22 protein-coding genes and 1 tRNA gene are annotated in these 24,965 nt (G+C 67.9%); 13 read left to right on the forward strand and 10 right to left on the reverse strand.

Annotation, left to right across the window (positions count from 1 at the left end; translation table 11 throughout):
* Window positions 1-18 precede the first annotated feature (18 nt).
* The gene (locus E5679_RS11290) at window positions 19-1,035 is read right to left on the reverse strand and encodes a nitrilase-related carbon-nitrogen hydrolase (protein ID WP_138415848.1); all 1,017 of its coding nucleotides are present in this window, start codon (window positions 1,033-1,035) and stop codon (window positions 19-21) included.
* Between the two features lie 117 nt (window positions 1,036-1,152).
* On the reverse strand, window positions 1,153-1,821 hold the full coding sequence (locus tag E5679_RS11295; protein ID WP_138415850.1) for a TetR/AcrR family transcriptional regulator: 669 nt from the start codon (window positions 1,819-1,821) through the stop codon (window positions 1,153-1,155).
* Between the two features lie 89 nt (window positions 1,822-1,910).
* On the opposite strand from E5679_RS11295, the gene E5679_RS11300 reads away from it, so the two are divergent.
* Window positions 1,911-3,278 (forward strand): flavin monoamine oxidase family protein, encoded by a 1,368-nt coding sequence (locus E5679_RS11300; protein ID WP_138415852.1) that lies wholly within the window; start codon window positions 1,911-1,913, stop codon window positions 3,276-3,278.
* 8 nt (window positions 3,279-3,286) lie between these two features.
* On the opposite strand, the gene E5679_RS11305 is transcribed toward E5679_RS11300, so the two are convergent.
* Window positions 3,287-3,943, reverse strand: a complete 657-nt coding sequence (locus E5679_RS11305) for a methyltransferase domain-containing protein (protein WP_138415854.1) — start codon at window positions 3,941-3,943, stop codon at window positions 3,287-3,289.
* Window positions 3,944-3,999: 56 nt separating this feature from the next.
* On the opposite strand from E5679_RS11305, the gene E5679_RS11310 reads away from it, so the two are divergent.
* On the forward strand, window positions 4,000-5,640 hold the full coding sequence (locus tag E5679_RS11310) for an FAD-binding dehydrogenase (protein ID WP_138415856.1): 1,641 nt from the start codon (window positions 4,000-4,002) through the stop codon (window positions 5,638-5,640).
* A gap of 165 nt (window positions 5,641-5,805) precedes the next feature.
* Here the strand turns inward: E5679_RS11310 and E5679_RS11315 are convergent.
* Window positions 5,806-5,882, reverse strand: a tRNA-Met gene (locus E5679_RS11315).
* Window positions 5,883-5,958: 76 nt separating this feature from the next.
* Window positions 5,959-7,389 (reverse strand): adenylosuccinate lyase, encoded by a 1,431-nt coding sequence (purB, locus tag E5679_RS11320; protein ID WP_171042345.1) that lies wholly within the window; start codon window positions 7,387-7,389, stop codon window positions 5,959-5,961.
* A 614-nt stretch (window positions 7,390-8,003) separates the two neighbouring features.
* Between purB and E5679_RS11325 the strand changes: the two genes are divergently transcribed.
* Window positions 8,004-9,314 (forward strand): hypothetical protein, encoded by a 1,311-nt coding sequence (locus E5679_RS11325; RefSeq protein ID WP_138415860.1) that lies wholly within the window; start codon window positions 8,004-8,006, stop codon window positions 9,312-9,314.
* 8 nt (window positions 9,315-9,322) lie between these two features.
* On the opposite strand, the gene E5679_RS11330 is transcribed toward E5679_RS11325, so the two are convergent.
* Complete coding sequence (locus E5679_RS11330) at window positions 9,323-9,757, reverse strand: phage holin family protein (protein WP_138415862.1); 435 nt, start codon at window positions 9,755-9,757, stop codon at window positions 9,323-9,325.
* 96 nt (window positions 9,758-9,853) lie between these two features.
* Here E5679_RS11330 and E5679_RS11335 point away from each other — a divergent pair, with 96 nt between their 5' ends.
* From E5679_RS11335 to E5679_RS11355, 5 genes are all read left to right on the forward strand, one after another.
* A complete protein-coding gene (locus tag E5679_RS11335) occupies window positions 9,854-11,029 on the forward strand; it encodes a histidinol-phosphate transaminase (protein ID WP_138415864.1) in 1,176 nt (391 codons plus the stop codon).
* Window positions 11,030-11,176: 147 nt separating this feature from the next.
* Window positions 11,177-12,394 carry a pyruvate dehydrogenase (acetyl-transferring) E1 component subunit alpha gene (gene pdhA, locus E5679_RS11340; protein ID WP_138415866.1) on the forward strand — a complete coding sequence of 406 codons (1,218 nt, stop codon included), beginning with the start codon at window positions 11,177-11,179 and terminating at the stop codon, window positions 12,392-12,394.
* Window positions 12,394-13,374 carry an alpha-ketoacid dehydrogenase subunit beta gene (locus tag E5679_RS11345; protein WP_138415868.1) on the forward strand — a complete coding sequence of 327 codons (981 nt, stop codon included), beginning with the start codon at window positions 12,394-12,396 and terminating at the stop codon, window positions 13,372-13,374. The genes pdhA and E5679_RS11345 overlap by 1 nt, the downstream gene beginning before the upstream one ends.
* A 7-nt stretch (window positions 13,375-13,381) precedes the next feature.
* Window positions 13,382-14,821: a dihydrolipoamide acetyltransferase family protein gene (locus E5679_RS11350; RefSeq protein WP_138415870.1), complete on the forward strand. Its 1,440-nt coding sequence runs from the start codon at window positions 13,382-13,384 to the stop codon at window positions 14,819-14,821.
* Between the two features lie 49 nt (window positions 14,822-14,870).
* Window positions 14,871-16,310, forward strand: coding sequence for an MFS transporter (locus E5679_RS11355; RefSeq protein ID WP_138415872.1), 1,440 nt, complete (start codon window positions 14,871-14,873; stop codon window positions 16,308-16,310).
* A gap of 6 nt (window positions 16,311-16,316) precedes the next feature.
* On the opposite strand, the gene E5679_RS11360 is transcribed toward E5679_RS11355, so the two are convergent.
* From E5679_RS11360 to E5679_RS11370, 3 genes are all read right to left on the reverse strand, one after another.
* A complete protein-coding gene (locus E5679_RS11360; RefSeq protein ID WP_138415874.1) occupies window positions 16,317-16,880 on the reverse strand; it encodes a hypothetical protein in 564 nt (187 codons plus the stop codon).
* A 77-nt stretch (window positions 16,881-16,957) separates the two neighbouring features.
* Window positions 16,958-17,524 (reverse strand): adenylate kinase, encoded by a 567-nt coding sequence (locus tag E5679_RS11365; protein ID WP_249336080.1) that lies wholly within the window; start codon window positions 17,522-17,524, stop codon window positions 16,958-16,960.
* Window positions 17,521-18,678 carry an acyl-CoA dehydrogenase family protein gene (locus E5679_RS11370; RefSeq protein ID WP_138415876.1) on the reverse strand — a complete coding sequence of 386 codons (1,158 nt, stop codon included), beginning with the start codon at window positions 18,676-18,678 and terminating at the stop codon, window positions 17,521-17,523. Before E5679_RS11370 ends, E5679_RS11365 begins: the two co-directional genes overlap by 4 nt.
* A gap of 33 nt (window positions 18,679-18,711) precedes the next feature.
* Here E5679_RS11370 and E5679_RS11375 point away from each other — a divergent pair, with 33 nt between their 5' ends.
* From E5679_RS11375 to E5679_RS11385, 3 genes are read left to right on the forward strand one after another with little or no spacing between them, the layout of a single operon-like run.
* On the forward strand, window positions 18,712-19,080 hold the full coding sequence (locus E5679_RS11375) for a hypothetical protein (RefSeq protein ID WP_138415878.1): 369 nt from the start codon (window positions 18,712-18,714) through the stop codon (window positions 19,078-19,080).
* A 1-nt stretch (window position 19,081) separates the two neighbouring features.
* Complete coding sequence (locus E5679_RS11380) at window positions 19,082-21,439, forward strand: glycoside hydrolase family 31 protein (protein WP_138415880.1); 2,358 nt, start codon at window positions 19,082-19,084, stop codon at window positions 21,437-21,439.
* Window positions 21,440-21,462: 23 nt separating this feature from the next.
* Window positions 21,463-22,068, forward strand: a complete 606-nt coding sequence (locus E5679_RS11385; RefSeq protein WP_171042346.1) for a phosphatase PAP2 family protein — start codon at window positions 21,463-21,465, stop codon at window positions 22,066-22,068.
* Between the two features lie 34 nt (window positions 22,069-22,102).
* On the opposite strand, the gene E5679_RS11390 is transcribed toward E5679_RS11385, so the two are convergent.
* A complete protein-coding gene (locus E5679_RS11390; protein ID WP_138415882.1) occupies window positions 22,103-22,306 on the reverse strand; it encodes a hypothetical protein in 204 nt (67 codons plus the stop codon).
* A 92-nt stretch (window positions 22,307-22,398) separates the two neighbouring features.
* Here E5679_RS11390 and E5679_RS11395 point away from each other — a divergent pair, with 92 nt between their 5' ends.
* Both E5679_RS11395 and E5679_RS11400 read left to right on the forward strand, forming a co-directional pair.
* The gene (locus E5679_RS11395) at window positions 22,399-23,346 is read left to right on the forward strand and encodes a helix-turn-helix transcriptional regulator (RefSeq protein ID WP_138415884.1); all 948 of its coding nucleotides are present in this window, start codon (window positions 22,399-22,401) and stop codon (window positions 23,344-23,346) included.
* 51 nt (window positions 23,347-23,397) lie between these two features.
* Window positions 23,398-24,957 carry an AMP-binding protein gene (locus E5679_RS11400; protein WP_138415886.1) on the forward strand — a complete coding sequence of 520 codons (1,560 nt, stop codon included), beginning with the start codon at window positions 23,398-23,400 and terminating at the stop codon, window positions 24,955-24,957.
* The last annotated feature ends 8 nt before the right edge of the window (window positions 24,958-24,965 follow it).

A 24,965-nucleotide genomic window follows, 5' to 3' on the forward strand; every position in this document is an offset into this window, starting at 1 on the left:
GTCCTTGGAGTCGCGCGCTCAGCGGTGAGCGAGGGAAGCGGCGGGCGTGCCGAACGGGGCGGCGGGATCGACGGGCGCCGTGAGCGCTGCGTAGGTCTCCGGGCGGCGCGTGGTGAGGAACGGGAAGAGGGTGAGCCAGTCGCGCCGCTGGTCCAGATCGAGGTCGGCGACGACGACGGCGGAGCCCTCCCTGGGTGCGCGGGCGAGGATGCGGCCGTAGGGGTCGGAGATGAAGGACGAGCCGTAGAAGGTCACGAGGCCTTCGCTGCCCCAGCGGTTGGGGACGACCATGAACAGGCCGTTTGCGATGCCGTTGCCCACGATGACCTGCCGCCAGAGCGGTTCGGTGTCGAAGCCGGGGTGGCCGGGCTCGGAGCCGATCGCGGTGGGGTAGGCCAGGATTTCTGCGCCGTTGAGCGAGTAGATGCGGGCGAGCTCGGGGAACCACTCGTCCCAGCAGGTCGGGAGGCCCAGGCGGGCGCCGTCGAGTTCGGCGGGGGTGTGGATCGGGTAGCCGTTGTTCTCGGCCTGGGGCTGGCCGGTCTGCGGGCCCTGGTGGAAGAACTTGTCCTCGTAGTAGCCCTCGGTGACCGGGATGTGGAGCTTGTCGGTGGCGGCGAGGAGCGTTCCGTCCGGGGAGACGAGGATCGCGGTGTTGAAGCCGCGGTCGTCGCCGGCCTCGCCCTTGCGGTAGAGGCTCGCGTGGACGCAGATGTTGTTCTGCTGTGCTGCGCGGCGAGCGAAGGCGAGGGTGGGTCCGGTCTCTAGGTCCTCGGCGATGCTACTGGGCGTGTACTCCGGGAGAGTGTCCGCGGGGTAGCGCGAGAGCGTGAGCTCGGGGAGGAAGACCACGTTCGCGCCTCGGGCCGCGGCGCGGCGGATTCCCTCCTCGAGCTCGGCCTCGGTCTCGGCCGGATCCTCGTGCCAGCGGTGCTGGACGAGGGCCACGCGCAACGGCTCGCGGCTGTGGCCTTCGGCCGCGTCGCTCGTGCGGGCCCACGACACCGGGGGCTGCAGGGCAAGGATCTCGTGCATGGGGGTCCTTCTGGTGGGGATCTGGGACGGGCTCCGATGCGGCCCGTAAATGAATGACGTTCGTTTATTAGAGCAGTGACGCAGGCCACGGTCAAGAGCATGAAGCGAAGTCGGGCGTCAGCCGCGCGTCGCGAGGTGCGCCGCCAGGGTTGCCCGTAGCCCTGCAATGAAGGCGTTGAGTCCGAGTGCAAAGGCCTGATCTGCTGCGGGGCGCCCCCGACGCGGTCGCGCCGATACGGCGTCGGCGAACGTCGGCGCCAGATCCCGCCGGTCGCCCACGTCGAAGATCCATTCCGGCGCGGACACGTCCATGGCCGAGCCGAGGACGAATGACTCGAGCGCCACGATGGTGTCGACGATGAGATCCTCCGGCCATCCGCCCGCTCGCAGTCCTTCGGCGACGTGCTCGTACATCTCGAGCGTGTGCGGCGCTCCGGTGATGGGCAGGACGGCGATGACTGGGATCAGCGGCGAATGCTTCGCGAAGGCGTCCCGGTACGAGTACGCCCACCGCGTGAGCGCAACATCCCACGGGTCTCGGCCGAACCCGGACGTGTCGATCGTCTCGTTCACGTCGTCCTGGACCCAGTTGAGCACCTCGTCCTTCGAGGCGACGTGGTTGTAGAGCGCCGACGGCGCGGTCTTGAGTTCCCGGGCGAGGGCCGCCATGGTGAGCCCCTCGTAGCCGGCGCGGCCGATGATGGCGAGTGCCGCCGTCGTGATCTTCTCGCGGGAGAGCACGGGGCGCGACGGGCGACCGCGCCGCCGCGGCTCGGGAGAGTCCATGCAACGAAGTCTAGGTGGCGGTCTTGCGGTTCCAGATAAATGAACTATATTCATTTAGAGATCTGCACCACTTTCCAGAAGGGAACACCATGTCAGAGCAGAAGCGGCAGCTCCAGGCCGACGTCGTCGTCGTCGGGGCCGGACCCGCGGGGCTGATGGCGGCGCGCACGCTGACGAATGCGGGGGAGAAGGCCATTGTCCTCGAGGCGCGCGACCGAGTGGGCGGCCGCACCTGGAGCGACACGGTCGACGGCGCGTGGCTCGAGATCGGCGGCCAATGGATCAGCCCCGACCAGACCGAGCTTCTTGGGCTCATCGACGAGCTCGGCAAGGAAACGTACCAGCGCTACCGCGAGGGCAGCAGCGTCTTCGTGGCGGGAGACGGCGAGCGCATCGTGTACGAGGGCGGGGACTTCCCGGTTTCGCCCGGCACGCTCGCCGAGGTCGAGCGCGTCACGGCCATCCTCGACGAGCTCGCCGCAGAAATCGGGGCCGAGGAGCCGTGGGCCCACCCCAAGGCCCGCGAGCTCGACACCATCTCGTTCCACCACTGGCTCCGTGCCCAATCGCCAGATGAGGACGCCTGCGAGCTCATCGGCATGTTCATCGCCGGCGCCATGCTCACCAAGCCCGCTCACGCATTCTCCGCGCTGCAGGCCGTTCTCATGGCAGCGTCGGCGGGTTCGTTCAGCAACCTCCTCGACGAGGACTTCATCCTCGACCGTCGCGTCGTGGGCGGCATGCAGTCCGTGAGCCTCGCGATGGCCGCGGAGCTGGGGGACGCCGTCGTCCTCAACGCTGCGGTGCGCACGCTCGCGTGGGGCGAGGATGGGGTGCGCGCGGAGGCCGACGGCGTCACGGTCACCGCCCGCCGCGCGATCCTCGCGGTCCCGCCGACCCTGTACAGCCGCATCTCCTACGAGCCGCCGCTGCCGCGCCGCCAGCACCAGCTGCACCAGCACCTCTCGATGGGCCTCGTCATCAAGGTGCACGCCGTCTACGATCGCCCGTTCTGGCGCGAGGCGGGCCTGTCCGGAACGTGCTTCGGCGTGGGGCAGGTTGTCCAGGAGGTCTACGACAACACCAACTACGGCGACGAGCGCGGAACCCTGGTGGGCTTCGTCTCCGACGAATACGCCGACGCGATGTTCGAGCTCAGCGCCGAGGAGCGCAAGGCGAAGATCCTCGGTTCGATCGCGCATTACCTCGGCCCCGAGGCCCTGGATGCCGAGGTCTACTACGAGTCCGACTGGGGCTCGGAGGAATGGACTCGCGGCGCCTACGCGGCGAGCTTCGACCTCGGCGGCCTCTCGCGCTACGGCGCGGACCAGCGCACGCCCGTGGGCCCGATCCACTTCGCGTGCTCCGACATCGCGTCCGAGGGATACCAGCACGTGGACGGCGCCCTCCGGATGGGTCGGTGGGCAGCCGAGGAGATCCTCGCGGCGCGGGTGTAAAGAGAGTCCTAAAGGCGGGCAGCGCCAACCACCCGCCACAGAGGCCCGCTCCAGTGATACGCGGGTTCGAGGCCCCTGCTGCGGACGACGTCGAGCATGGCCTTCGGCGAATGGATGTAGCCCCGGAACGAGAGATTCGAGGCGCCGATGAGCGCGTTCATGCTCCTGATGAACACCCGCGAGAACACATTGGCCGGCGGGTAGCTGAACACCAGCGCTCGCCGGGCATGCTCGGCGGCGGCGCCCAGGAGCTTCTCGTAGTCCGGATAGCAGCACACCACTCGGTGGAGGACGACGACGTCCGCCGGCTCCACGTCGTCCGGCGCCTCGGCGAGATCCACGCCGAGGCGCCGGTCCACGCGGCTCAGCAGGCCGGCGTCGCCCAGGAGCCGTGCGGCATCGCGCTCGTATCCGGCGGAGAGCTCGAGGTTCACCGCACGCGCCGCGCCCCGCTTGAGCAGCTCGAGCTGGATCTCACCCACGCCGCCGCCGACCTCGAGGACCGAGGCGTCCTCGATTCCCATGCCCGTCAAGAAGTCGACGATGTGCTGTTCGGCCGGGCGCAGTCCTTTGCGCCCATACCTTCGGGCGATTGCTCCGGAGAAGCGTTCGTCGAAGACGGCGTCGTAGCGGTGCGGATCCTCGGGCCCGCAGCAGGAGTCCATGGCACGAGTATCGCCCCTTCGTTGACGCATTTGTCCCGGTCCGACAGGCTGGCCACATGCAGGCTGACGTCATGGTGGTCGGGGCGGGGCTCGCGGGACTGGTTGCCGCGACGGAGGCCGCGGACGCGGGCCGCAACGTGGTCATCGTGGACCAGGAGGCGGTGCAGTGCCTCGGCGGTCAGGCCTTCTGGTCGCTCGGTGGCCTGTTCCTGGTCGATTCGCCCGAGCAGCGGCGCATGGGAGTTCGGGATTCGCGGGAGCTGGCGGCGCAGGACTGGTTCGGGAGTGCCCAATTCGACCGGCCCGAAGACTACTGGCCGAGGAAATGGGCGGAGGCGTATCTCGCCTTCGCTGCCGGCGAGAAGCGCTCGTGGCTCCACGGGCTCGGAGTGCGGTTCTTTCCCGTGGTCGGCTGGGCCGAACGCGGGGACGGCCGTGCCAACGGGCATGGCAACTCTGTGCCGCGGTTCCATATCGCGTGGGGTACGGGGCCCGGTGTGCTCGAGCCGTTCATTCGCCGGGCACGCGAGCACGCCGCCGCCGGCCGGCTCCGATTCCTGTTCCGTCATAGAGTTGATGAGCTGCTGACGCAGGGCGGCGCGGTGGTGGGCGTGCGCTGCTCGGTGCTCGAACCGTCGTCCGCCCCGCGCGGCTCGGCGAGTTCACGGGTTGTCATGCACGACGTCGAACTCCGGGCTTCCGCCGTCGTCGTCGCCTCTGGCGGGATCGGCGGAAATCATGACCTCGTGCGGTCCCTGTGGCCCGCACGGCTGGGCAGACCGCCGTCGACCATGGTGGCCGGCGTGCCCGCCCACGTGGACGGCCGCTTGCTCGGAATCGCGGAAGCGGCAGGCGGACGGATCATCAACGGCGACCGGATGTGGCATTACGTGGAAGGCCTGCGGAACTGGGAGCCCGTGTGGGAGAACCACGGGATCCGGATCCTTCCCGGCCCCTCCTCGGTCTGGCTCGATGCCGTGGGACGCCGCCTGCCTCCGCCCTTCTTCCCAGGGTTCGACACCCTCGGCACACTCCGCCACCTACGCGGCACGGGGTACGACTATTCGTGGTTCGTGCTCACCCAGAAGATCATCGAGAAGGAATTCGCGCTCTCCGGATCCGAGCAGAACCCCGATCTGACAGGGAAGGACCTCCGCCTGCTCCTCGGGCGGGTGCGTGGAGGGGCGCCAGGACCGGTCGACGCGTTCATGCGGCACGGGGCCGACTTCGTCGTGGCCTCGACTCTGGGGGAATTGGCCGAGGGGATGAACCGCGTAGGGGAGCCCGGCCTCATTTCCGAGGCGGAGCTGCAGGAAGTGCTCGAAGCGCGGGATCGCGAGATCGAGAACCCTTTCGGCAAGGACGCCCAAGTGACGTTCATCCGGGGACATCGCCAGTACCGCGGTGATCGGTTCATCCGTGTGGCGCCGCCCCACCGCATCCTCGACCCTTCGAACGGACCGCTCATCGCCGTTCGGCTCAACATCCTCACCCGCAAGACCTTGGGCGGCCTCGAGACCGACCTCTCCGGCCGATGCCTCTCACCCTCGGGGCGCGAGGTGTCCGGCTTGTTCGCGGCGGGGGAGGCGTCCGGCTTCGGGGGCGGGGGAATGATGGGCTACAACGCCCTCGAAGGGACGTTCCTGGGTGGCTGCCTCTTCTCGGGGCGGGTGGCCGGTCGGGCGGCGGCAGGTTGAGCGCCGCTGTCGCGCTCCTGTCCGTTTCTTCGGCGCCCTGCACCGTGTCGGGCCGCGCCACGCCGTAAATCGAGTGATTGGAAAATCACAACCGGACTGGAACGCAGGCGGGTCCTGCGCTCGGACATGAAAAAGCCCCGGATCCATTGGATCCGGGGCCTCATCTGGTTGCGGGGACAGGATTTGAACCTGCGACCTCTGGGTTATGAGCCCAGCGAGCTACCGAACTGCTCCACCCCGCGGCGCTTGATCAACTATACACGGTTACGTATGCCGGCACGAATCGGGGGTGTTCTGTCCTGCCCGCAGTCCTGCGGCTCAGCCGAGGTGATCGACGAGCTGGTCCGCGATGCCGTTGTACGTGGACGGAGTGAGAGCGAGCAGACGTGCCTCGGCGTCGGCTGAGAGCCCGAGGCCGGAGACGAACTCCTTCATGCGGGCCCGATCAACCCGGTGGCCGCGCGTGAGTTCCTTGAGCCGCTCGTAGGGGTTGTCCATGCCTGGCACCCCAGCGATGGCCTCGGCCCGCATGGCCATCTGGATCGCCTCGGCGAGGACTTCCCAGTTTTCGTCGAGATCGGCAGCGAGGACAGATTCCGCGACATCAAGCCGCTCAAGGCCCTTCGCGACGTTGCTGATGGCCAGCAGCGAGTGGCCGAACGCGACCCCGATGTTGCGCTGGCTCGAGGAGTCGGTGAGGTCGCGCTGCCAGCGGCTCGTGACGAGGGTCGCGCCGAGGGTGTCCAGAAGTGCGGACGAGATCTCGAGGTTTGCCTCGGCGTTCTCGAAGCGAATGGGGTTGACCTTGTGGGGCATGGTCGATGAACCGGTCGCGCCGGCGACGGGGATCTGGGCGAAGTAGCCGATGGAGATGTAGCTCCACACGTCCGTGCAGACGTTGTGCAGGATCCGGTTGAACCTCGCCATGTCCGCATAGAGCTCGGCCTGCCAGTCGTGGCTCTCGATCTGGGTGGTGAGGGGATTCCACGTCAGGCCGAGGCTTTCGACGAATGACTTCGAGACCTGCTGCCAATCGGCGCTGGGGACTGAGGCCACGTGCGCGGCGAAGTCCCCGGTGGCGCCATTGATCTTGCCCAGGAACTCGGTCCGCTCGATCCGCGCGAGCTGACGGCCGAGGCGATGGGCCATCACGGCCAACTCCTTGCCCAGCGTGGTGGGGGTCGCCGGCTGCCCGTGGGTGCGGGAGAGCATCGGGACAGCCCGGTTCTCCTGAGCCATGGTGGTGATCTGGCGAACGAGGTCGCGGGCGGCAGGCAGCCAGACGTCCTCGACGGCGCCCTTGACGCCGAGCGCGTAGGAGAGGTTGTTGATGTCCTCCGACGTGCAGCCGAAGTGGACCAGCGCGGTCAGGTGCGCGAGTCCCAGTGCCTCCAGCCGGCGGCCGATGTAATACTCGACGGCCTTCACATCGTGGACCGTCACGGCCTCGATCTCCGCGAGCTCCTTCACTGCGTCGGCATCGAATTCCGTCACGATGGCACGGAGGCCGGCCTCCTGCTCGGCGGTGAGCGGTTCGGTGCCCGGGAGCACGGAATTCCGGGTCAGGTGAATGAACCATTCGACCTCCACAGCCACGCGGTCCCGGTTGAGCGCTGCCTCGGAAAGGTAGTCCACTAGCGGTGCGATCGCGGGCCGGTAGCGGCCGTCGAGAGGACCGAGCGCGATCTGCTCGGGCGAGTTCGCGAGGGACAGCCTGCCGGAAGGCGTACGTGCGGGGGTGTGAGCCATGGCCTCCATTCTTCCAGATCAGAGAGATCCGCCGAGATCAGCGAGCCTCGCCGGCGGAGTTATCCACATACGACGTCGGTGAGCCTCCGGTCGGGGAGTTTCCCGCGTAGCGTCGACGACGGGAAGCGCGAGAGGCGCGCAGACCTCGGGACGGGGGGACCGATGCGGGGGGAGGATCTGCAGCCGTGGGGTACGCCAGCGGGGTGCGGCCACGATGAGGCACTGCTCAGGAATGCGGGTGTGTGCCTTGAGAGGGCCCAGTCCGAGGTGAACGTAGGGCAGGGTGCATCTGATCGTGCCCGCCAGGCCGAGTGGTCAGGGGCTGCCGGGGACTCCTATCGAGCCAGGACCGCTTACATCGCGGCTGAGCTCGCGGCCATCGCAGCAGGCCTCGTCGCACTCGGGGCCCTGCTGAGTTCCGTCGAGGGCGAAGCCCGGGAGTGCGAGGCAGCGCGGTCGGTGGCATCCGCAGCGTCCCCTTCCTCGGACCCTCCCCGCTTCCCGATCACGCCGTACCAGGGTCCGGCCATCCCGCACCCTCCGGCCGAGCCCGTTCTTCCCTATGAATCCCGGCCGAAACTGCTCCCGTACCAGATCAGTCAGGAGGCCTGCCGATGATCCCGGGAAGCGATGACTTCGTCGTCACCGGCGGACGCGGATTCGAGGTTCGGCTTGACTCGCTCGAGCAGGCGGCCGCCGCGCTTTCCGTCTCGTCTGCCTCTCTGAGCAATGCTGAATACGCTCTGTACAGCATGAGACTGTCCGCCGAGGCCGGGTCATGCGGCGCATCGAGCACGGCAGTCCAGCTCGACCAGGAATCATTGCGGCTCGAGGCCAGGGCGCGGCGAGCCGTTGACGAATGCCTCGGCGCCGCCGCCTCCGTCCGGCAGGCTGCAACGGCTTACGCGAACGAGGAGTCACGCCGCGCGTCGGCCGCGGACGGCCTTCAGAACCTCCTCATCGGGTCGAGCGCGGTCCCGGCCTTTCTTCGTCTGCTCGGAGCGAAAGGGATCGGGCGGGATCTGGACCTCTCTCCCGAGAGCGACGGGCGGACCCTCGCGCGCGCCCTCCGTGCCCGGGAGCAGGGGCATATCGAGGGCTCTCCCAAGGATCTCCTCGTGGGCCCGAGGGTTCAGGTCGCTGCTGGAAACGGCGACCCATCCACCTACTCCTACGCCCTGAGGAGCCTGCGTCAGGCTCAAGGCCACGAGGAGCTCGACGACGGCACCACCGTTCCGCCGTCGTCGATCCTCGTCGAGCGGTTTACGCGAGCCGACGGTTCTGTGGCCGTGATGGTCACGGTTCCTGGCACTCAGACCTGGGCTCTGGACTCCGCGGACGGCAACCTGTTCGACACGGAAGGGATTCTCGATGGCCTGGCCTCACGGGAAAGCCAGACGCGTGCGCTGATTCAGCAGGCGCTCGCAGACCAGAACCTTGGCGAGAACGCCGAGGTGGTCTTCAACTGCTACAGCCAAGGAGGGATTCAGGTCTTCGGCCTCCTTGAAGACGAGGAGTTTCGCGCGCGGCACCGGGTGGCCGCCGTGACGGCCGTCGGCAGCCCGGTTTCGGCGTTCGACCTTCCGGCCGAGGTCCCGGTTCTGAGCCTGACGAACGCTGATGACATCGTGCCGGCTGCGTCAGGGCGTCAGGTTGAGCCGAGCGGCGCGCTCGTCAATGTCCGCTCGCCGAGCCGGTTCGATCCGATCGCGAAGGCCCAATACCCGCAGGTCGTCGTCGCACAAGCCCACGATCTCGGCAACTACGCGCGCGACGCCGCGACTCTCGACAGCTCGGGGAGCCCTGCGGTGCTCGAGCATTCCGGCAGCATCGGGGCGGCACTGGGGGCTGGTTCAGCGGCGTCGCGGGAGCGCTTTGTCTACACGGGGACCGATACGCGCACCAATCCCGGGCCCAAGCCGTGAGGGCAACTTCAGCGCCTCTTGCGGTTCGCGCCCAGGAGTCCGCCCATCACCGCGGAAACGATGGAAATGATGATGGCCCCGAGGATAGCGGTCCAGAAGAAGGAGTCGATCGTCAGATGAACGGGAGTATACGTACTGAGCCACGCCGTCAGCGCGAGCATTCCCGCGTTGATGACGAGCGCGAAGAGCCCAAGGGTCAGGCACGTGACCGGCAGGGCGAGCATTTCGATGATCGGGCGGACCAGGGCGTTGACCAGTCCAAAGATGAGGCCGATGAAGAGATAGGCCAGCACGATCCCCACAGTGTCGCTGCCCTTGCCTGCACCCGCATTGGCCGCGGCGTCGGCGACCGCGGTCGAGTTGATCCGGATTCCCGGAAGGAACCAGCTCGCAACCCAGAGGGCAAACGCATTGACGACTACGCGGATCAGGAATCGCACCATGCGCCTATCGTTCCAGCCAGACGCCGCTCGTTCCATACCGGGCGCCCTCGCAGTGCTGGGCTTGGCCTGTGGCCTCCCCCGGCTACGCTTGAAGCCATGACTTCAGCACTCAATAGTCACGACGGCGTCGAAGCAGCCGCCGTCGTCAACGGTCCCGAGAGCACCACCCCTCGCCTCGAGACCGTCGACCCCCGACCCATCATCGGCCGTCTCCCCAAGTACGCTGCGGGCAAACCCCCAGCTCCGGTACCGGGACTCGAGAGCTTCAAGCTCGCCTCCAACGAGAATCCGCTCCCTCCCATCCCGGCAGTTCTCGAGGCCATCGCTGCGCAGACCGCTGTGAACCGTTACCCGGACCCGGTGGCCACTGCGCTCCGGAACCGGCTGGCCCAGTTCCTCGACGTGCCCGCCGAGGACATCGTGACGGGGGGCGGAAGCCTTGGGGCTCTCAACCAAGTGCTGGCCGCGTTCGCTGGCCAGCAGGACGACGGCACGCAGGACGAGGTCGTCTACGCGTGGCGCTCCTTTGAGGCCTACCCGATCTCCGTGGGCCTCGCCGGCGCAAGAAGCGTCCAGGTTCCGGTGGCCGCCGATGGTCGCCATGATCTGGACGCGATGGCTGCAGCCGTGACCGACCGTACGCGCGTGGTGCTCCTCTGCACGCCGAACAACCCCACAGGCCCTGCGCTCCGCCGCGAAGAGACGGAGCGGTTCATCGAGTCAGTTCCGCGCAGCGTCGTGGTGGTCATAGACGAGGCGTATCAGGAATTCGTCCGGGACGAGGCGGCCGTCGACGGGCTCGCGATGTACAGGAAGCATCCGAATGTCGTGGTTCTGAGGACCTTTTCAAAGGCGCATGGCCTCGCCGGACTGCGCGTAGGGTATTCCATTTCGCATCCCGAGATCACCCAGCACTTGCGGGTTGCCGCCGTGCCTTTCGCGGTTTCTTCTGTTGCCGAACGGGCGGCAATTGCATCCCTCGACCACTTCGACGCGGTTGTAGAAAGGGTACAAAGCCTCGTGGACGAGAGGGACCGCGTGGTGGCGGGGCTGCGTGAGCTGGGCTGGTCTGTGCCGGACGCCCAAGGCAACTTTGTGTGGCTCGAACTGGGCGAAGCCACCCCGGAGTTCGCCGCACTCGCTGCGTCCCAGGCGCTCTCTGTGAGGGCCTTCGGGACGGAAGGGGTGCGGGTCAGCATCGGCGAAGTCGAGGCCAACACCCGCTTCCTCGACCTCTGTAGGACCTTTACAAAAGCCCCCGCCGCTTCCTAGCGGATTGGCTGAACTCTGCGGCCCAGCCGAACTCTGTAGAGTTGCAGCTGGGCCGCAGGCCTATATTCCGAAAGAGGAATACATTCCGAATTTGGAATATGAATGACCCGAGCTTGAGCAGGAACAACGACCACGGCAGGAGGCGGTATGGCAGGAGAGCTGCCCACCACCGAGTTCGACGAGATCCCTGATGAACTGCTCGACGAGCTCGAGGCAATCGCCCACAACCGCACCGAGGGCCATGTCCAGATGGTGCAGCTCGTTGACGAGGAGGGGCATTTCCACAACGGGACCCGCTTCTCCGAGCGCGCGAGACGCCTCTCCCGCGACGAGTTGCGCGGCCTGTACCGCGACATGGCCATCATCCGTCGATTCGATGTCGAGGCGACGGCGCTCCAGCGTCAGGGACAGCTGGCCCTGTGGCCGCCCGGACGGGGCCAAGAGGCAGCCCAGATCGGGTCTGGGCGCGCTACGCGCCCGCAGGACTACATCTTCCCGACGTATCGCGAGCACGGCGTCGCACTGACCCGCGGCGTGGAACTCGGGGAGCTACTTCGCCTCTTCCGCGGAGTCTCGAACGGTGGATGGGACCCGACGGAGACGAACTTCCACCTCTACACCCTCGTGCTTGCAGCTCAAGTTCCGCATGCCGTCGGCTACGCCATGGGCATCCAGCGCGATGCGGCCCGCGCGAAGGCGACGGGCCAGGAACCAGGCGACCCTGCCGCCGTCGTCGCCTATTTCGGCGACGGCGCAAGCTCCGAAGGCGACATCCACGAGTCCATGGTGTTTGCGGCGAGCTTCAAAGCCCCGGTGGTCTTCTTCTGCCAGAACAACCAGTGGGCCATCTCGATCCCCACTCAGGTGCAGTCACGCATTCCACTTCACAACCGGGCCAAGGGTTATGGCTTCCCGGGCCTGCGGGTGGACGGGAACGATGTTCTCGCGGTCAAGGCCGTGACCGAGTGGGCGCTCGAACGGGCGCGCAGCGGCAAGGGTCCAGTGCTGATCGAGGCCTACACGTACCGTCAGGGCGCCCACACCACTGCTGACGATCCCACCAAGTACCGTCTCACCGAGGACGAGCAGGCGTGGCTCGAGAAGGACCCGATCGCGCGCTTCGAGAAGTTCCTGCGGGCTGAGGGCCACGCGGACGATGAGTTCTTCGCCTCGGTCGTCGACGAGGGGGACGCCCTCGCTGCCAAGTCCCGCAAAGAGGTGCTCGCGTTCGAGCCGCCCACGCTGGCCGGGGAAATGGCGAACGTGTACGCCGAGGCCCACCCGCTCGTCGAAGAAGAGCGTGCGTGGCATCTTCAGTACGAGGCCGGCTTCGCCGACGCCGAGACGCAGGAAGGCGGCCACTGATGCCCACGATGACCCTGGCCAAGGCCATCAACTCCGGCCTGCGCGACGCCCTCGCCGCCGACGAGACCGTCATGCTCATGGGCGAGGACATCGGTTCGCTAGGCGGCGTCTACCGTGTGACCGAGGGGCTCAAGGCGGAGTTCGGCGGGGATCGCGTCATCGACAGCCCGCTCGCCGAATCCGGGATCGTCGGAACGAGCATCGGCCTGTCGCTGCGCGGCTATCGGCCCGTGGGGGAGATCCAGTTCGACGGCTTCGTCTTCCCGGCCTTCAACCAGATCACCACCCAGCTCGCCAAGATGCATTCCCGAAGCGCTGGTCGGCTCACTGTGCCCGTGACGATCCGCATCCCGTACGGCGGCGGCATCGGCTCGATCGAGCACCACTCGGAGTCGCCCGAGGCGCTCTTCGTCCACACGGCGGGACTGCGCGTCATCACGCCGTCGAACCCGCATGACGCGTACTGGATGACCCGTCACGCGATCGAGTGCGAGGATCCCGTCATCGTGTTCGAGCCGAAGCGTCGCTATTGGCTCAAGGGCGAGGTCGACACGGAGAATCCCGGAGCCTCCGCAGATCCCTTCCGCGCGCACATCGTGCGCGAGGGTACGGACGCAACCGTTGTGGCCTATGGGCCGCTCGTGCCAGTCGCGCTGGCGGCCGCCCAATCGGCGAGCGAGGACGGGCGGACTGTCGAGGTTGTGGATCTGCGCTCTCTGTCGCCGATCGACTTCGACACGGTGATTGCGTCTGTCGAGAAGACCGGCCGGCTCATCGTCGCCCACGAGGCGCCCACGTTCGGTGGCCTCGGCGGTGAGATCGCTGCGCGAGTCTCCGAACGCGCCTTCCTTTCCCTTGAGGCGCCGGTGATCCGCGTGGGCGGATTCCACATGCCCTATCCCGTGGCAAAGGTTGAGGGGCAGTATCTCCCGGACATCGACCGCATCCTCGAGGCCCTCGACCGGGCCTTTGCGTACTAGGAGCCCCATGAGCAAGCAGATCTTCAATCTTCCGGACGTCGGCGAGGGGCTCACCGAGGCGGACATCGTCTCGTGGAAGGTCAAGCCGGGCGACACGGTGGCCATCAACGATGTGCTCTGCGAGATCGAGACCGCCAAGAGCCTCGTTGAGCTTCCGAGCCCCTACGAGGGCACCGTCCTCGAACTGCTTGCGCCCGAGCACGAGACGATCGAGGTCGGCTCCCCGATCATCGCCATCGGTGCTGGGACGCCTAACCCTGCTGGAACCACGGACGACGGAGGTGCCACGCCCAGCGCTCCAGCGGCGGCGGACGCCGTGGCCGAGGCGGTCAACGCCCCCGTGCCGCAGCTCCAGGAGCCCGGTGTGGAGATTGCCCCCCTCGTGGGTTCCGGTCCCAAGGCCGACGCCGTCAAGCGGCGGCCCAGGAAGCAGCAAGCCGCCCCTGCAGCTTCGGCCCCGGCAGCTTCGGCCCCCCCGAAGGCGGCCCCGGCGAAGGCGGCCCCAGCTCCGGCGAGCGAAGAGACCGTGCCCGCGCCCGCCGTCGCCCGTCTTCTCACGCGGGTCCTCGCAAAGCCGCCTGTCCGGCGCATCGCGAAGGAGCTGGGGATCAACCTCGCCGAGGTTCCCGCCACCGGCCTGCGCGGCGAGGTGACGCGTGCGGATCTCGTGTCCTATCAGGCGCAGCGCGAGCAGGAGATCGCGGCGGCCCCGACGTTCTGGGAGGGCGCGAAGAAGCCGCAGGACGAGCGGATCGAGGTCATCCCTGTGCGCGGAGTCCGCAAGGCTACGGCGAAGGCCATGGTCGACTCTGCGTTCTCGGCGCCGCACGTGAGCATCTTCGTGGACGTGGACGCCTCGCGCACGATGGAGTTCGTGCAGCGGCTCAAGAAGTCCCGCGACTTCGAGGGGATCAAGGTCTCCCCGCTCCTGATCCTCGCCAAGGCCGTGATCTGGGCGGCGGCCCGAAACCCCAGCGTGAATTCGGAATGGGTCAGCCAAACGACGGGCGACGAGATCCACGTCAAGCACTTCATGAATCTCGGCATCGCGGCCGCCACCCCGCGTGGCCTGCTCGTGCCGAACATCAAGAACGCCCAGGACCTCTCCCTCAAGGAACTGGCCGTAGCCCTCAACGATCTCGCCACGACGGCGCGTGCGGGCAAGACCAAGCCAGCCGACATGCAGGGCGGAACGCTCACGATCACCAACATCGGGGCGCTCGGCATCGACATCGGCACGCCGATCATCAACCCAGGCGAGGTGGCGATCGTTGCCTTCGGGACGATCAAGCAGAAGCCGTGGGTCGTGTCCGGGGAAGTCATCCCTCGGTGGATCACGACGCTCGGCGGTTCCTTCGACCACCGCGTGGTCGACGGCGACCTCTCGGCGCGTTTCATGGCGGACGTCGCCGCGATCATGGAGGAGCCCGCGCTCCTGCTGGACTGAATGTGTACCGCGCCTTGTACCGTGCACGGTGCGGGCGCACAATGTGCGCATGGACACGGGTTCTGTAGGTGTCCCGACAGGTCAGCAGGTCATCGCCCGGCTCGAGCGCCTCGAGGTGTGGAGCCTCTCCTACCTCTTCATCGGCATCATCGGCCTCGGCTTCCTGTTCACCTTCTACGACATCTTCGACATCAACGTCTCATTCATCCAGACGTGCATTCAGCTCAACAAGGGGTGCACCCCTGAGAGCGCCCTGGAGGCCTTGCCGCTTCCGGTGCTGCTGAATCTCGTGGGCTACGTGGTGGGAACGCTCGTGCTGAGCCCGATCGCCGACAGGATCGGTCGGCGGAACATGCTCATGATCACGATGCTCATCACTGGTCTCGGGTCCCTCTACAACGCCTTCGTCGGCGACTACCTGAACTTCAACATCGCTCGGACGATCACCGGCATCGGCATCGGCGCGGATCTCGCGATCGTGAACACCTACATCAACGAGGTCGCGCCCCGGAAGGCGCGCGCCAAGTTCACCACGATCATCTTCATCATGTCTGCGCTCGGCGCGTTCGTGGGCATTTGGCTGGGGCTCATCCTGACCACACCCGCGACGCCATGGCCTCTCGGGCTGCCCTTCGCAGTGGCGGGTCCGTCCTTCGAGACGGGCTGGCGGTGGATGTACGGGGTTGGCGCGATCCTTGCCGTGATCGCGATCCTGCTGCGCTTCGAGCTTCCGGAATCGCCCCGCTGGCTCATCGGCCAGGGACGCTTCGCCGAGGCCGACGCCGTGGTCCGCTCGATGGAGGAGCGCGCCGCGAAGCACGGACCCCTCGCCGAGCCGCTGATGGCCGACGTCTATGGCGCCGCCACGCCGCCGTCGCCCCTCCCATACCGCGACCTCTTCGGGCATGCGCTGTACGTCCGGCGGATCATCCTGCTCTTCGTGGTGTGGTTCGTCGGCTACATCACGGTCTATTCCTTCGCCTCGGGCTTTACCGCGGTACTGTCCGCTCTGCGCTACCCGCCGCCAGAGGCTGGAGTCATCGCCGCCGTCGGAACGCTCGGCTTCGTGGCCGAGGCGGCCGTGATGAGCGTGATCGTGGAGAAGCTCGAGCGGCGCTACTGGCTGCCGATCGGGGCCGGAGTGACGATCCTCGGTTCCATCGTGGTGGCGATCGCGGGGACGAACATCTGGCTTTCGTTCCTCGGGGCGATCCTCATCTTCGCCGGCTTCAACCTGTGGGTCTCGCCGACGTACGCACTGACGGCCGAATGCTTCCCGACGCGTGCGCGTTCCACGGGCTTTGCCCTGGTCGACGGCGTCGGCCACATCGGCGGGGGAATCGGCGTCATGATCATCGCGCCGATCCTCCCGCAGCTACCCGTCTTCTGGGCGCTGGGACTGATCTCGGTGTTCCTGGTGGTCGCGGCGATCCTCGTGCAGTTCGCGCCGCACACGAGGAATCGCCACTTGGATCACATTTCGCCGTGACGGGCGTCAGCCCAGGATCGCGAGAAGCGGCATCGCTGCGGCAACGAGGATGACCACCGCTTTGCGGCGCCCGGGCAGCCTGAACCAGTGGCTTCGGAAGGCGAACAAGAGGGCGGCCACGACGACGGGGAAGTAGACGTAGAAACCGGGAAGGGTCCTCGCGTCGGCGACCTGCGCGACGACCGCCGCGAGGTGCACCGGGACCGTGCTCGCGAGCGCGATGGTGAAATACAGGCCGACCTTCAGCCCGCCCACCGACGCCTTCGTCCTCAGCATTCGCTTGTCAAGGAACGCGACGAGCCACAGGTACAGGGCCATGACCACGGCGTAGGTGCCGACGAACGCGATTCCGGCGACGGTCGTCGCCATGTCCAGGGCGTTGGCGCTCAGTTCGCGCTTGACGTCTTCGGGCATGTGAGCCGCCGCTTCGCGGATGACCAGCGGGACTCTGGCTGCGACAAGGCCCATGGTGGCGAAGTAGGCGGCGAACCAGAGCCAGGGGGTGGTCCTCGGAGGCCGGTCGTCCTCGACGGCCGGCGCAGGCGGGGGCGGGGGCGTGAGTGTGCTCATGGTTCCTTCCTAGCCCCACGCGCACCGCCCTCCGTGGTCGCCCTCTCAGTGGCGCAGCCCCTTTCAGTGGCGCAGCTTCAGTGGTCCAGCGCCTCACGGATCCGGGCCTCGACGACGTGCGGCAGCCCGGTCCCGTCGATGTGGAACACGAGCCCGCGGGCGTCGTACGCCGAGATGAGCTGCGCCGTTGCCTGGGCGTAGACCTCGAGGCGCCGGGCAACGACCTCGGGGGTGTCGTCCGAGCGCCCCTGTTCGGCGGCACGCAGGAGGATCCGCTCCTGGAGCTCTCCGTGGTCGGCTTCGAGCACGACGACGGCATCCAGTTGCGCTGACAGCTCGGCAAGGATGTGGTCGAGCGCGCGGACTTGATCAACGGTTCGCGGGTAGCCGTCGAGGATGAAGCCGTCACGCGCGTCGGCCCACGCGAGGCGCTCGGCCACGAGCTCGTTCGTCACCTCGTCGGGGACGTAGGCGCCCGAGGCGACGATCTCCTTGATCCGAACCCCGAGCGGCGTCTCGTTCCGGACCTCTTCGCGGAAGAGGTCTCCCGTCGAGATCGTCGGAATGCCCAGATGCTGCGCGAGCCGCTCGGCTTGGGTGCCTTTCCCCACGCCGGGCGGCCCCATGATCAGGATCCGGTTCACCTGAACGCCCCCTCTCCTGTCAGACGTTGCCCCAGGATCAGGGTATGGACCTCGTCCGTGCCTTCATAGGTCCGGACAGACTCGAGGTTGTTGGCGTGCCGCAGAGGCGAGTAATCCAGCGTGATGCCGTTGCCGCCGAGGATGGTGCGCGCCTCGCGGCAGATCGCGATGGCCTCGCGGCAGTTGTTGAGCTTGCCGACGCTGATCTGATGCGGCTCAAGGCCCCCGGCATCCTTGAGGCGACCGAGGTGCAGGGCCAGGAGGAACCCCTTGTTGATCTCCAGCGCCATGTCCACGAGCTTCTCCTGCGTGAGCTGGTAGCCCGCGAGGGGTCTGCCGAACTGCAATCTCTCCCGCGAATACTCAAGGGCGTCCTCGAACGCGTCGCGCGCGGCGCCCATCGCGCCCCAGACGATCCCGTACCGGGCCTCGTTGAGGCACGTGAACGGGCCGCGTAGGCCGACCGCGCCCGGGAGTACCGCGTCTTCGGGCACGCGCACGTCATCGAGGCCGAGGTCGCACTGGATGGAAGCTCGCATGGAGAGCTTCGGTTCGATCGGTGCCGCCGTGAAACCGTGGACGGAGGTAGGGACCACAAAGCCGCGGACGGCGTCGTCCGTCTGCGCCCAGATGACGGCGACGTCCGCCACCGAGGCAAGCCCGATCCAGCGCTTGGTCCCCGAGATGATCCAGTCGGTGCCGTCGCGCCGGGCGAAGGTGCGCATGGAGGATGGGTCCGAGCCCGCCGTCGGCTCCGTGAGGCCGAAGCACCCGATCGCCTCCCCTACCGCCATCCGGGGTAGCCACTCCTGCTTCTGCGCCTCGGAGCCGTGCCGCGAGATCGCGGTCATCGCGAGCGAGCCCTGGACCGAGACGAAGGTCCGGATGCCCGAGTCGCCCGCCTCGAGTTCCGCCGCGGCGAGGCCGTACTCCACCGCCGACCTCCCCGCGCAGCCGTACCCCTGAAGGTGCATGCCCAGAAGCCCGAGGCGGGCAAGCTCCGGCACCAGCTCGAGCGGAAAGTACGCGTCTTCGTACCAGCGGGCGACGTTCGGGCGGATCGCGCTGCGGACGAACGAGCGGACGCGGTCGCGGAGGTCGAGTTCCTCGGCGCTGAGGAGCGAATCGAACGAGACGAGGTCGGACGGGTCCATGTGCGCAAGGGTAGCGAGTGGGACGATGGGGCAATGAGCGACGAGGCAGAAATGGTCCAGCGTGGCATCGGAGTCCTCACGGCGACCCTGTCATGGCAGCCGGACGACCCGGCGTCGGCACAGATGTTCAAGGAATCGCTGCGGGCCCTGGTGAGGCTCGACGATCCGGTGTCGATTTCCTTCTCGGGCGGCACGCCGGAGCAGACGGAGGTCCTCCGGGAGCTCCTGCCGAAGGTCGTCGAATCCGTGATCGGGGCACTGGCGCCGGACTACACGCGCCTGGTCCTGGGGATGGCCACGGGCTTCAAGGCGGTCGCGGACGCCTATCAGCGGGATGTCCCCGAATCGGACATCGAGGGGATCCTCCAGGCAGCGGCCCTGCACTTGGCCGAGGACGAGTGACATGCACGCACCCGCTATCCCCGCCCACCTCCGTCTGGCGACCGCCCCGCGGGCCCAACCGGCCGCCGTCGTCCAAGGCCCCCACTATCGGTTCACGGTCCTGACCTCCCAACTCCTGCGCCTCGAATACAGCGCGGACGGCGAGTTCGAGGACCGGGCGTCCCAGGTGGTCCTCAACCGCGACCTCCCGGTGCCCGAGTTCCGCGTCTTCGACAAGCCCGAGGTGCTCGAGATCATCACGGAGCGCGTCCACCTGGTCTACGACAAGCGGGAATTCACGCCGCATGGGCTCTCCGTCAAGGTCCTCGGAAACGTCAGCAACTACCACAGCGTGTGGCACTTCGGCGAGGCCGACGATCAGAACCTCGGCGGCACGGCGCGGACGCTCGACATGGTTGACGGCGCGTGCGATCTGGAGCCGGGCCTCATGTCCCGCTATGGGTTCGCGGTGCTCGATGACAGCGACACGCTCGTGTTCGACGACGACGGCTGGCTCGACACCCGGCGCCCCGGCGCGGGCGTGGACGTCTACTTCTTCGGGTACGGCCGCGACTACCGGGCGTGTCTCCGCGACTTCTACAGGGTCTCGGGGCCCACTCCGCTCGTGCCGCGCTTCACCCTCGGCAACTGGTGGAGCCGCTACCACCGCTACACCGAGGACGAGTACCGCGGCGTGATCGAGCGCTTCGCAGCGGAGCGGATCCCGCTCTCCGTCGCGGTCTTGGACATGGACTGGCACCTCACCGAGATCGACCCCGTCCATGGGAGCGGCTGGACCGGCTACACCTGGAATCGCGAGCTGTTCCCGGATCCCGAGGGCTTCGCCCGCTGGCTCCACGACCGCGGCCTCGCGCTCACGCTCAACGTGCACCCGGCCGACGGCATCGCGGCTCATGAGGAGGTGTACGAGAGAACCGCGCTGGCGCTGGGCCTCGACCCCGAGGCCGGCGACGCGATCGCGTTCGACCCCACGGATCCGGAGTTCCTCCGCGCCTACCTCGAGGAGGTCCACCACCCGCTCGAGGAGGCAGGGGTCGACTTCTGGTGGCTGGACTGGCAGTCCGGCCCCTACTCCCGCATGGAGGGCCTGGATCCGCTTTGGGTGCTGAACCACGTCCACTTCCTCGACTCGGCACGCGGCGGGCGGCTCCCGCTGACGTTCTCCCGCTACGCCGGGCCCGGGAGCCACCGGTATCCGATCGGCTTCTCGGGCGACACGATCGTGACGTGGGAGTCGCTCGCCTTCCAGCCGTACTTCACGGCTACCGCATCCAACATCGGGTACGGCTGGTGGAGCCACGATGTCGGCGGTCACATGTTCGGCTACAAGGACGACGACCTTGCGACCCGCTGGGTGCAGCTCGGCGTGTTCTCCCCGGTCAACCGGCTGCACAGCTCGTCACTGCCCTTCACGGGCAAAGAGCCCTGGAGATTCCGGTCCGAAGCGCAGGCCGCGATGACGGAGTTCCTCCGGCTCCGCCACCGCCTCGTCCCGTACCTGCACACGATGAACCACCGGGCGTCTGCCGAGGGGCGGCCGATTGTCGAGCCGATGTACTACGAGTACCCGGAGGCGGGCGACGCGTACGAGGTCCCGAACCAGTACTTCTTCGGCAGCGAGCTCATGGTCGCGCCGATCGTTTCTCCTCGGACCCGGGCCCTGAACCGGGCCGCGGCCGACGCGTGGCTCCCGCCTGGGCAGTGGTTCGACTTCTTCACGGGCACCCGCTACCAGGGCGGTCGCCGGGCGCGGCTCTACCGGACGCTCGACTCGATCCCGGTGCTGGCACGGGCTGGCGCGATCATCCCGCTCGTGCACCCGGATGAGCTCGGCAATGGGGTCGCCGCGCCGGAACGGATCGAGCTACTGGTGTTCGGCGGCGCCTCGGGCGAGTTCACGCTCATCGAGGACGACGGGACCGCCGCGGCGGGCGAACCCGCGCACCAAGTGCGGACCCGCATCGAGTTCGACTGGGGCACGGGCACGCTCCGGGTGCACCCTGCGGAGGGAGCGGTCGACGGCGTTCCCCGCGTGCGCTCGTGGGAGGTTGCCTTCGTGGGCGTCGCCGATGGCGCGGGAACCTCGCCGCTGCGCGTGCGAATGGACGACGTCGATGCCTCCGAGGGCTTCTCGCTCACCCCCAGTGGTGGGCTGGCCTTGGCACCCAACCCGACGGTGGCCGCCGTCGAACGGCTCCTCGAGGACGTGCACGAGAAGTTCACGGTCAAGGGCGAGGTCTTCGCCCGCGTTGCATCGGGCGAGTCGCCCGCGGCGGTGGTCGCCGCGCTCGCGGGTCTGGGCCTCGATCCAGACCTGTTCGGCGCCCTCGTGGAGCTCATCCTCGCCGACGCGGGGTAGCTCATGATGACGCGGGGTTGCCCATGATGCAGGCATCGGCACCGAGGGTCGCAGTGGCCCGCGTGATCACGGAGGTCTTCCAGCCTCCGGTGGTCGTGGCGGTCCAGATGATCGTGAGTCCGGCCGCCAGCCCCGGCTTCCCGGGCACGCTCTGGTACGGAGCGATCGCCGCGGCCCTCACCTGCCTGCTTCCCTTCGTCATGCTGCTCGCGCTCGTCCGCGCCGGCCGCGTCACCGACCACCACGTGAGCGAGCGGCGCCAGCGGGGCCCGGTTCTCGCGGCGTCCCTCGCCTGCGTGCTCGTGGGGCTCGGCGTGCTCGCCGTGATCGGCGCGCCGCCCAGCGTCATCGCGATGGTCCTTGCCCTCGTCGGGGGCATTCTGCTGCTCGGGCTCGTAAGCCTCGTGTGGAAGATCAGCGGCCACGCTGCTGCGATTACCTCGGCCGCCGTCTCGTTCGTCATCCTCTTCGGGCCCGCGTGGTGGGCCGCGCTCCTCCTCGTGCCCGCGGTCGTGTGGTCCCGCCTCGTGCTGGGCGCCCACACCCTCGCCCAACTCGTGGCGGGCGCGCTGTTCGGAGGTGCCGTCGTCGTCGGCCTCTGGCGCCTCCTCCTGCTCTGGCTGGGATAGTCGCTGGGCCGCGCCGATTACCACATCCTTTCGCTCACCACATCCTGTGGTTCGTGGCGCCGGAGAGCCGCCAGGCGGCGTCCCGCATCTCGTCGACGGTCCGTGACATCTCGCCCCCACGGCGCCACGTTGTCCGCAGGGCCTCGACCAGATGCGGAATCCTGCGTCGGCCGGGAGCTTGGCGTGGCCGGATGATTGCGGTGTGCTGGAACGTGCGGTGCCCGCTGATGGTGCTCATGACGATTCCCTTCTCGGCTGATCCCTGTCCCTTTTCCAGTGTCCTCGGGGATCAGGACAGTTTCGGTCCGCATCCCGCGGCATGATGGAGCCATGGGAGACACAACCCAGCGGGTCCTGAGCCTGCTCAACCTCCTGCAGCAGCGACCGGTCTGGACGGGGACCGAGCTCGCTGAGCGCCTCGGCGTCACCACCCGCAGTGTGCGGCGCGATGTCGAGCGCCTGCGCGCGCTCGGCTACCCGGTCCGGGCCGAGCACGGCACCGGCGGCGGGTATCAGCTCGGCGCGGGCAAGGCTCTTCCGCCGCTCCTGCTCGACGACGAGGAAGCCGTGGCGGTCGCCGTGAGCCTCCGTCTCGCCGCAGGCGGGACGGTCGCGGGCCTCGGGGAAGCCGCCGTGCGCTCCCTCGCGAAGCTCGATCAGGTGCTCCCGGCCAGGCTCCGGGCCGAGGTCAAGGGCGTCATCGACGCGACCGTGAGCCTCGACAGCCCCGTGACGCCCGTGGACGCCGACGTCCTCGTGGCGCTCGCCCGCGCCATCCGCACGCCCGAGCGGGCGACGTTCGACTACACGAAGGCCGACGGCGATCGCAGCGAGCGGCGCGTGGAGCCGTATCGCCTCGTAGCCGCCGGGCGGCGGTGGTACCTCATGGCGTGGGACCTCGACCGCGACGATTGGCGCACCTTCCGCCTCGACAGGATGGCCGCCGCGCGGGGGACCGGCTGGCGGTTCAAACCACGGGAAGCGCCCGATGCTGTCGAGTTCGTTCGCGCGTCCATCACGCAGGCGCCCTATCGCTTCGTCGCGAAGGTCAGGATCGCGGCCTCCGCCAATGAAGTCGCGCAATTCGTGCCCTCGACGATGGCCGTCGTGGAGCCGGACGGCGACGGCCACTCGATTCTCACCGCCGGTGCCGACGACCTCGACTACATTGCGTACCACGTGGTCCGTCTCGGATGGCCGGTGACGGTGATCGAACCTCCCGAGCTGCGCGACGCCATGCGGAGGCTCGGGGAGCGGCTGGCGGCTGCGAGCAGCTGAGGTTGCGTGCGGGGCCTTGCCCTGACAACGTTCAACCGCTGCAATAAAGCCATGTTCACGAGCCCGTATCCCACCGTTGAGATTCCCGAGGCCACGCTCTACGACTACCTGTTCGGCTCTCTCGGCGAGGACGAGCTCGCCCGAGTCGCCATCGTCGACGGCACCAGCGGCGCGGAAATGACGTACCGCGACCTCGTGTCCCGGATCGATTCGCTCGCCGGCTGGCTCGCGGGCAAAGGCGCCGGACCCGGAACCACCATCGGATTGTTCTGCCCGAATGTGCCGGCGTTCGCCGTCGTCTTCCACGGGATCCTCCGGGCCGGCGCCGCCGTCACCACGGTGAACGCCCTCTACACGGCGGAAGAAGTCGGTGGGCAGCTCAAGGACGCAGGGGCCGAGTGGCTCTTCACGATCTCGCCCTTCCTCGACCGCGCACAGGCAGCGGCGGAGCAGGCGGGAATCCCGTCGGACCGGCTCGTGGTGATTGACTCCCGCGCCGAGCTGTTCAGCTCGGGCCTCGCCGCGCCCGAGGTCTCAGTCGATCCGCACGCCGCCGCCGTCATTCCCTACTCATCCGGCACGAGCGGGACGCCCAAGGGGGTGATGCTGAGCCAGCACAACCTCGTGGCCAACGTGGCCCAGGCCCGCGCGCTTCTGGGCGTCACGCCCGACGACGTGCTCCTCGCCGTGCTGCCGTTCTTCCACATCTACGGCATGACGGTGCTGCTGAACCTCGCTCTGGGGGAGCGGGCCCGGCTCGTCACGATGCCGAAGTTCGACCTCGCCGAGTTCCTCCGGATCATTCAGGATCACCATTGCACGTACTTGTTCATCGCCCCGCCGATCGCGGTCGCGCTGGCGAAGCATCCGCTCGTCGACCAGTACGACCTCTCATCCGTCAGGGCCGCGCTCTCCGGGGCAGCACCGCTCGACGGCGAGCTGGGCGCCGCCGTCGCCCGGCGACTCGGCTGCACGATGCTGCAGGGCTACGGGATGACCGAGCTCAGCCCCGTCTCGCACCTCATTCCGCTCGAGGCAGCAGGGAAGGTGCCCCTCAGCTCGGTTGGCTTCACGGTGCCCAACACCGAGTGCAAGCTGCTCGATCCGGCGACCGACGAGGAGATCGAGATTCCGGCGGAGGGCGAAAGCGAGCGCGGCCAGCTCCTTGTGCGCGGGCCGCAGGTCATGCTCGGCTACCTCAACCGTCCCGACGCAACGGCAGCCACGATCGACCCCGACGGCTTCCTCCGCACCGGTGACATCGCGACCGTCACGGCCGACGGGGTTGTGACGATCGTCGACCGGCTCAAGGAGCTCATCAAGTACAAGGGCTACCAGATCGCGCCCGCCGAACTCGAGGCGCTCCTGCTCAGCCATCCCCAGATCGCCGACGCGGCGGTGATCGGCGTCCACGCGGACGACGGCGAGGAGGTGCCGAAGGCGTTTGTCGTCCGGCAGGCGGGGGCCGAGCTGGGGGACGAGGACGTCGTGGCCTTCGTCGCCGAGCACGCCGCCCCGTTCAAGCGCGTGCGGTTCGTCGAATTCGTCGACGCGATCCCCAAGTCCTCGTCGGGGAAGATCCTGCGGCGGCAACTCAGGGTCCGCGCCTAGCTTGCGCC

It is taken from the genome of Sinomonas gamaensis, assembly GCF_005876955.1.
GTDB classification, from domain to species: domain Bacteria; phylum Actinomycetota; class Actinomycetes; order Actinomycetales; family Micrococcaceae; genus Sinomonas; species Sinomonas gamaensis.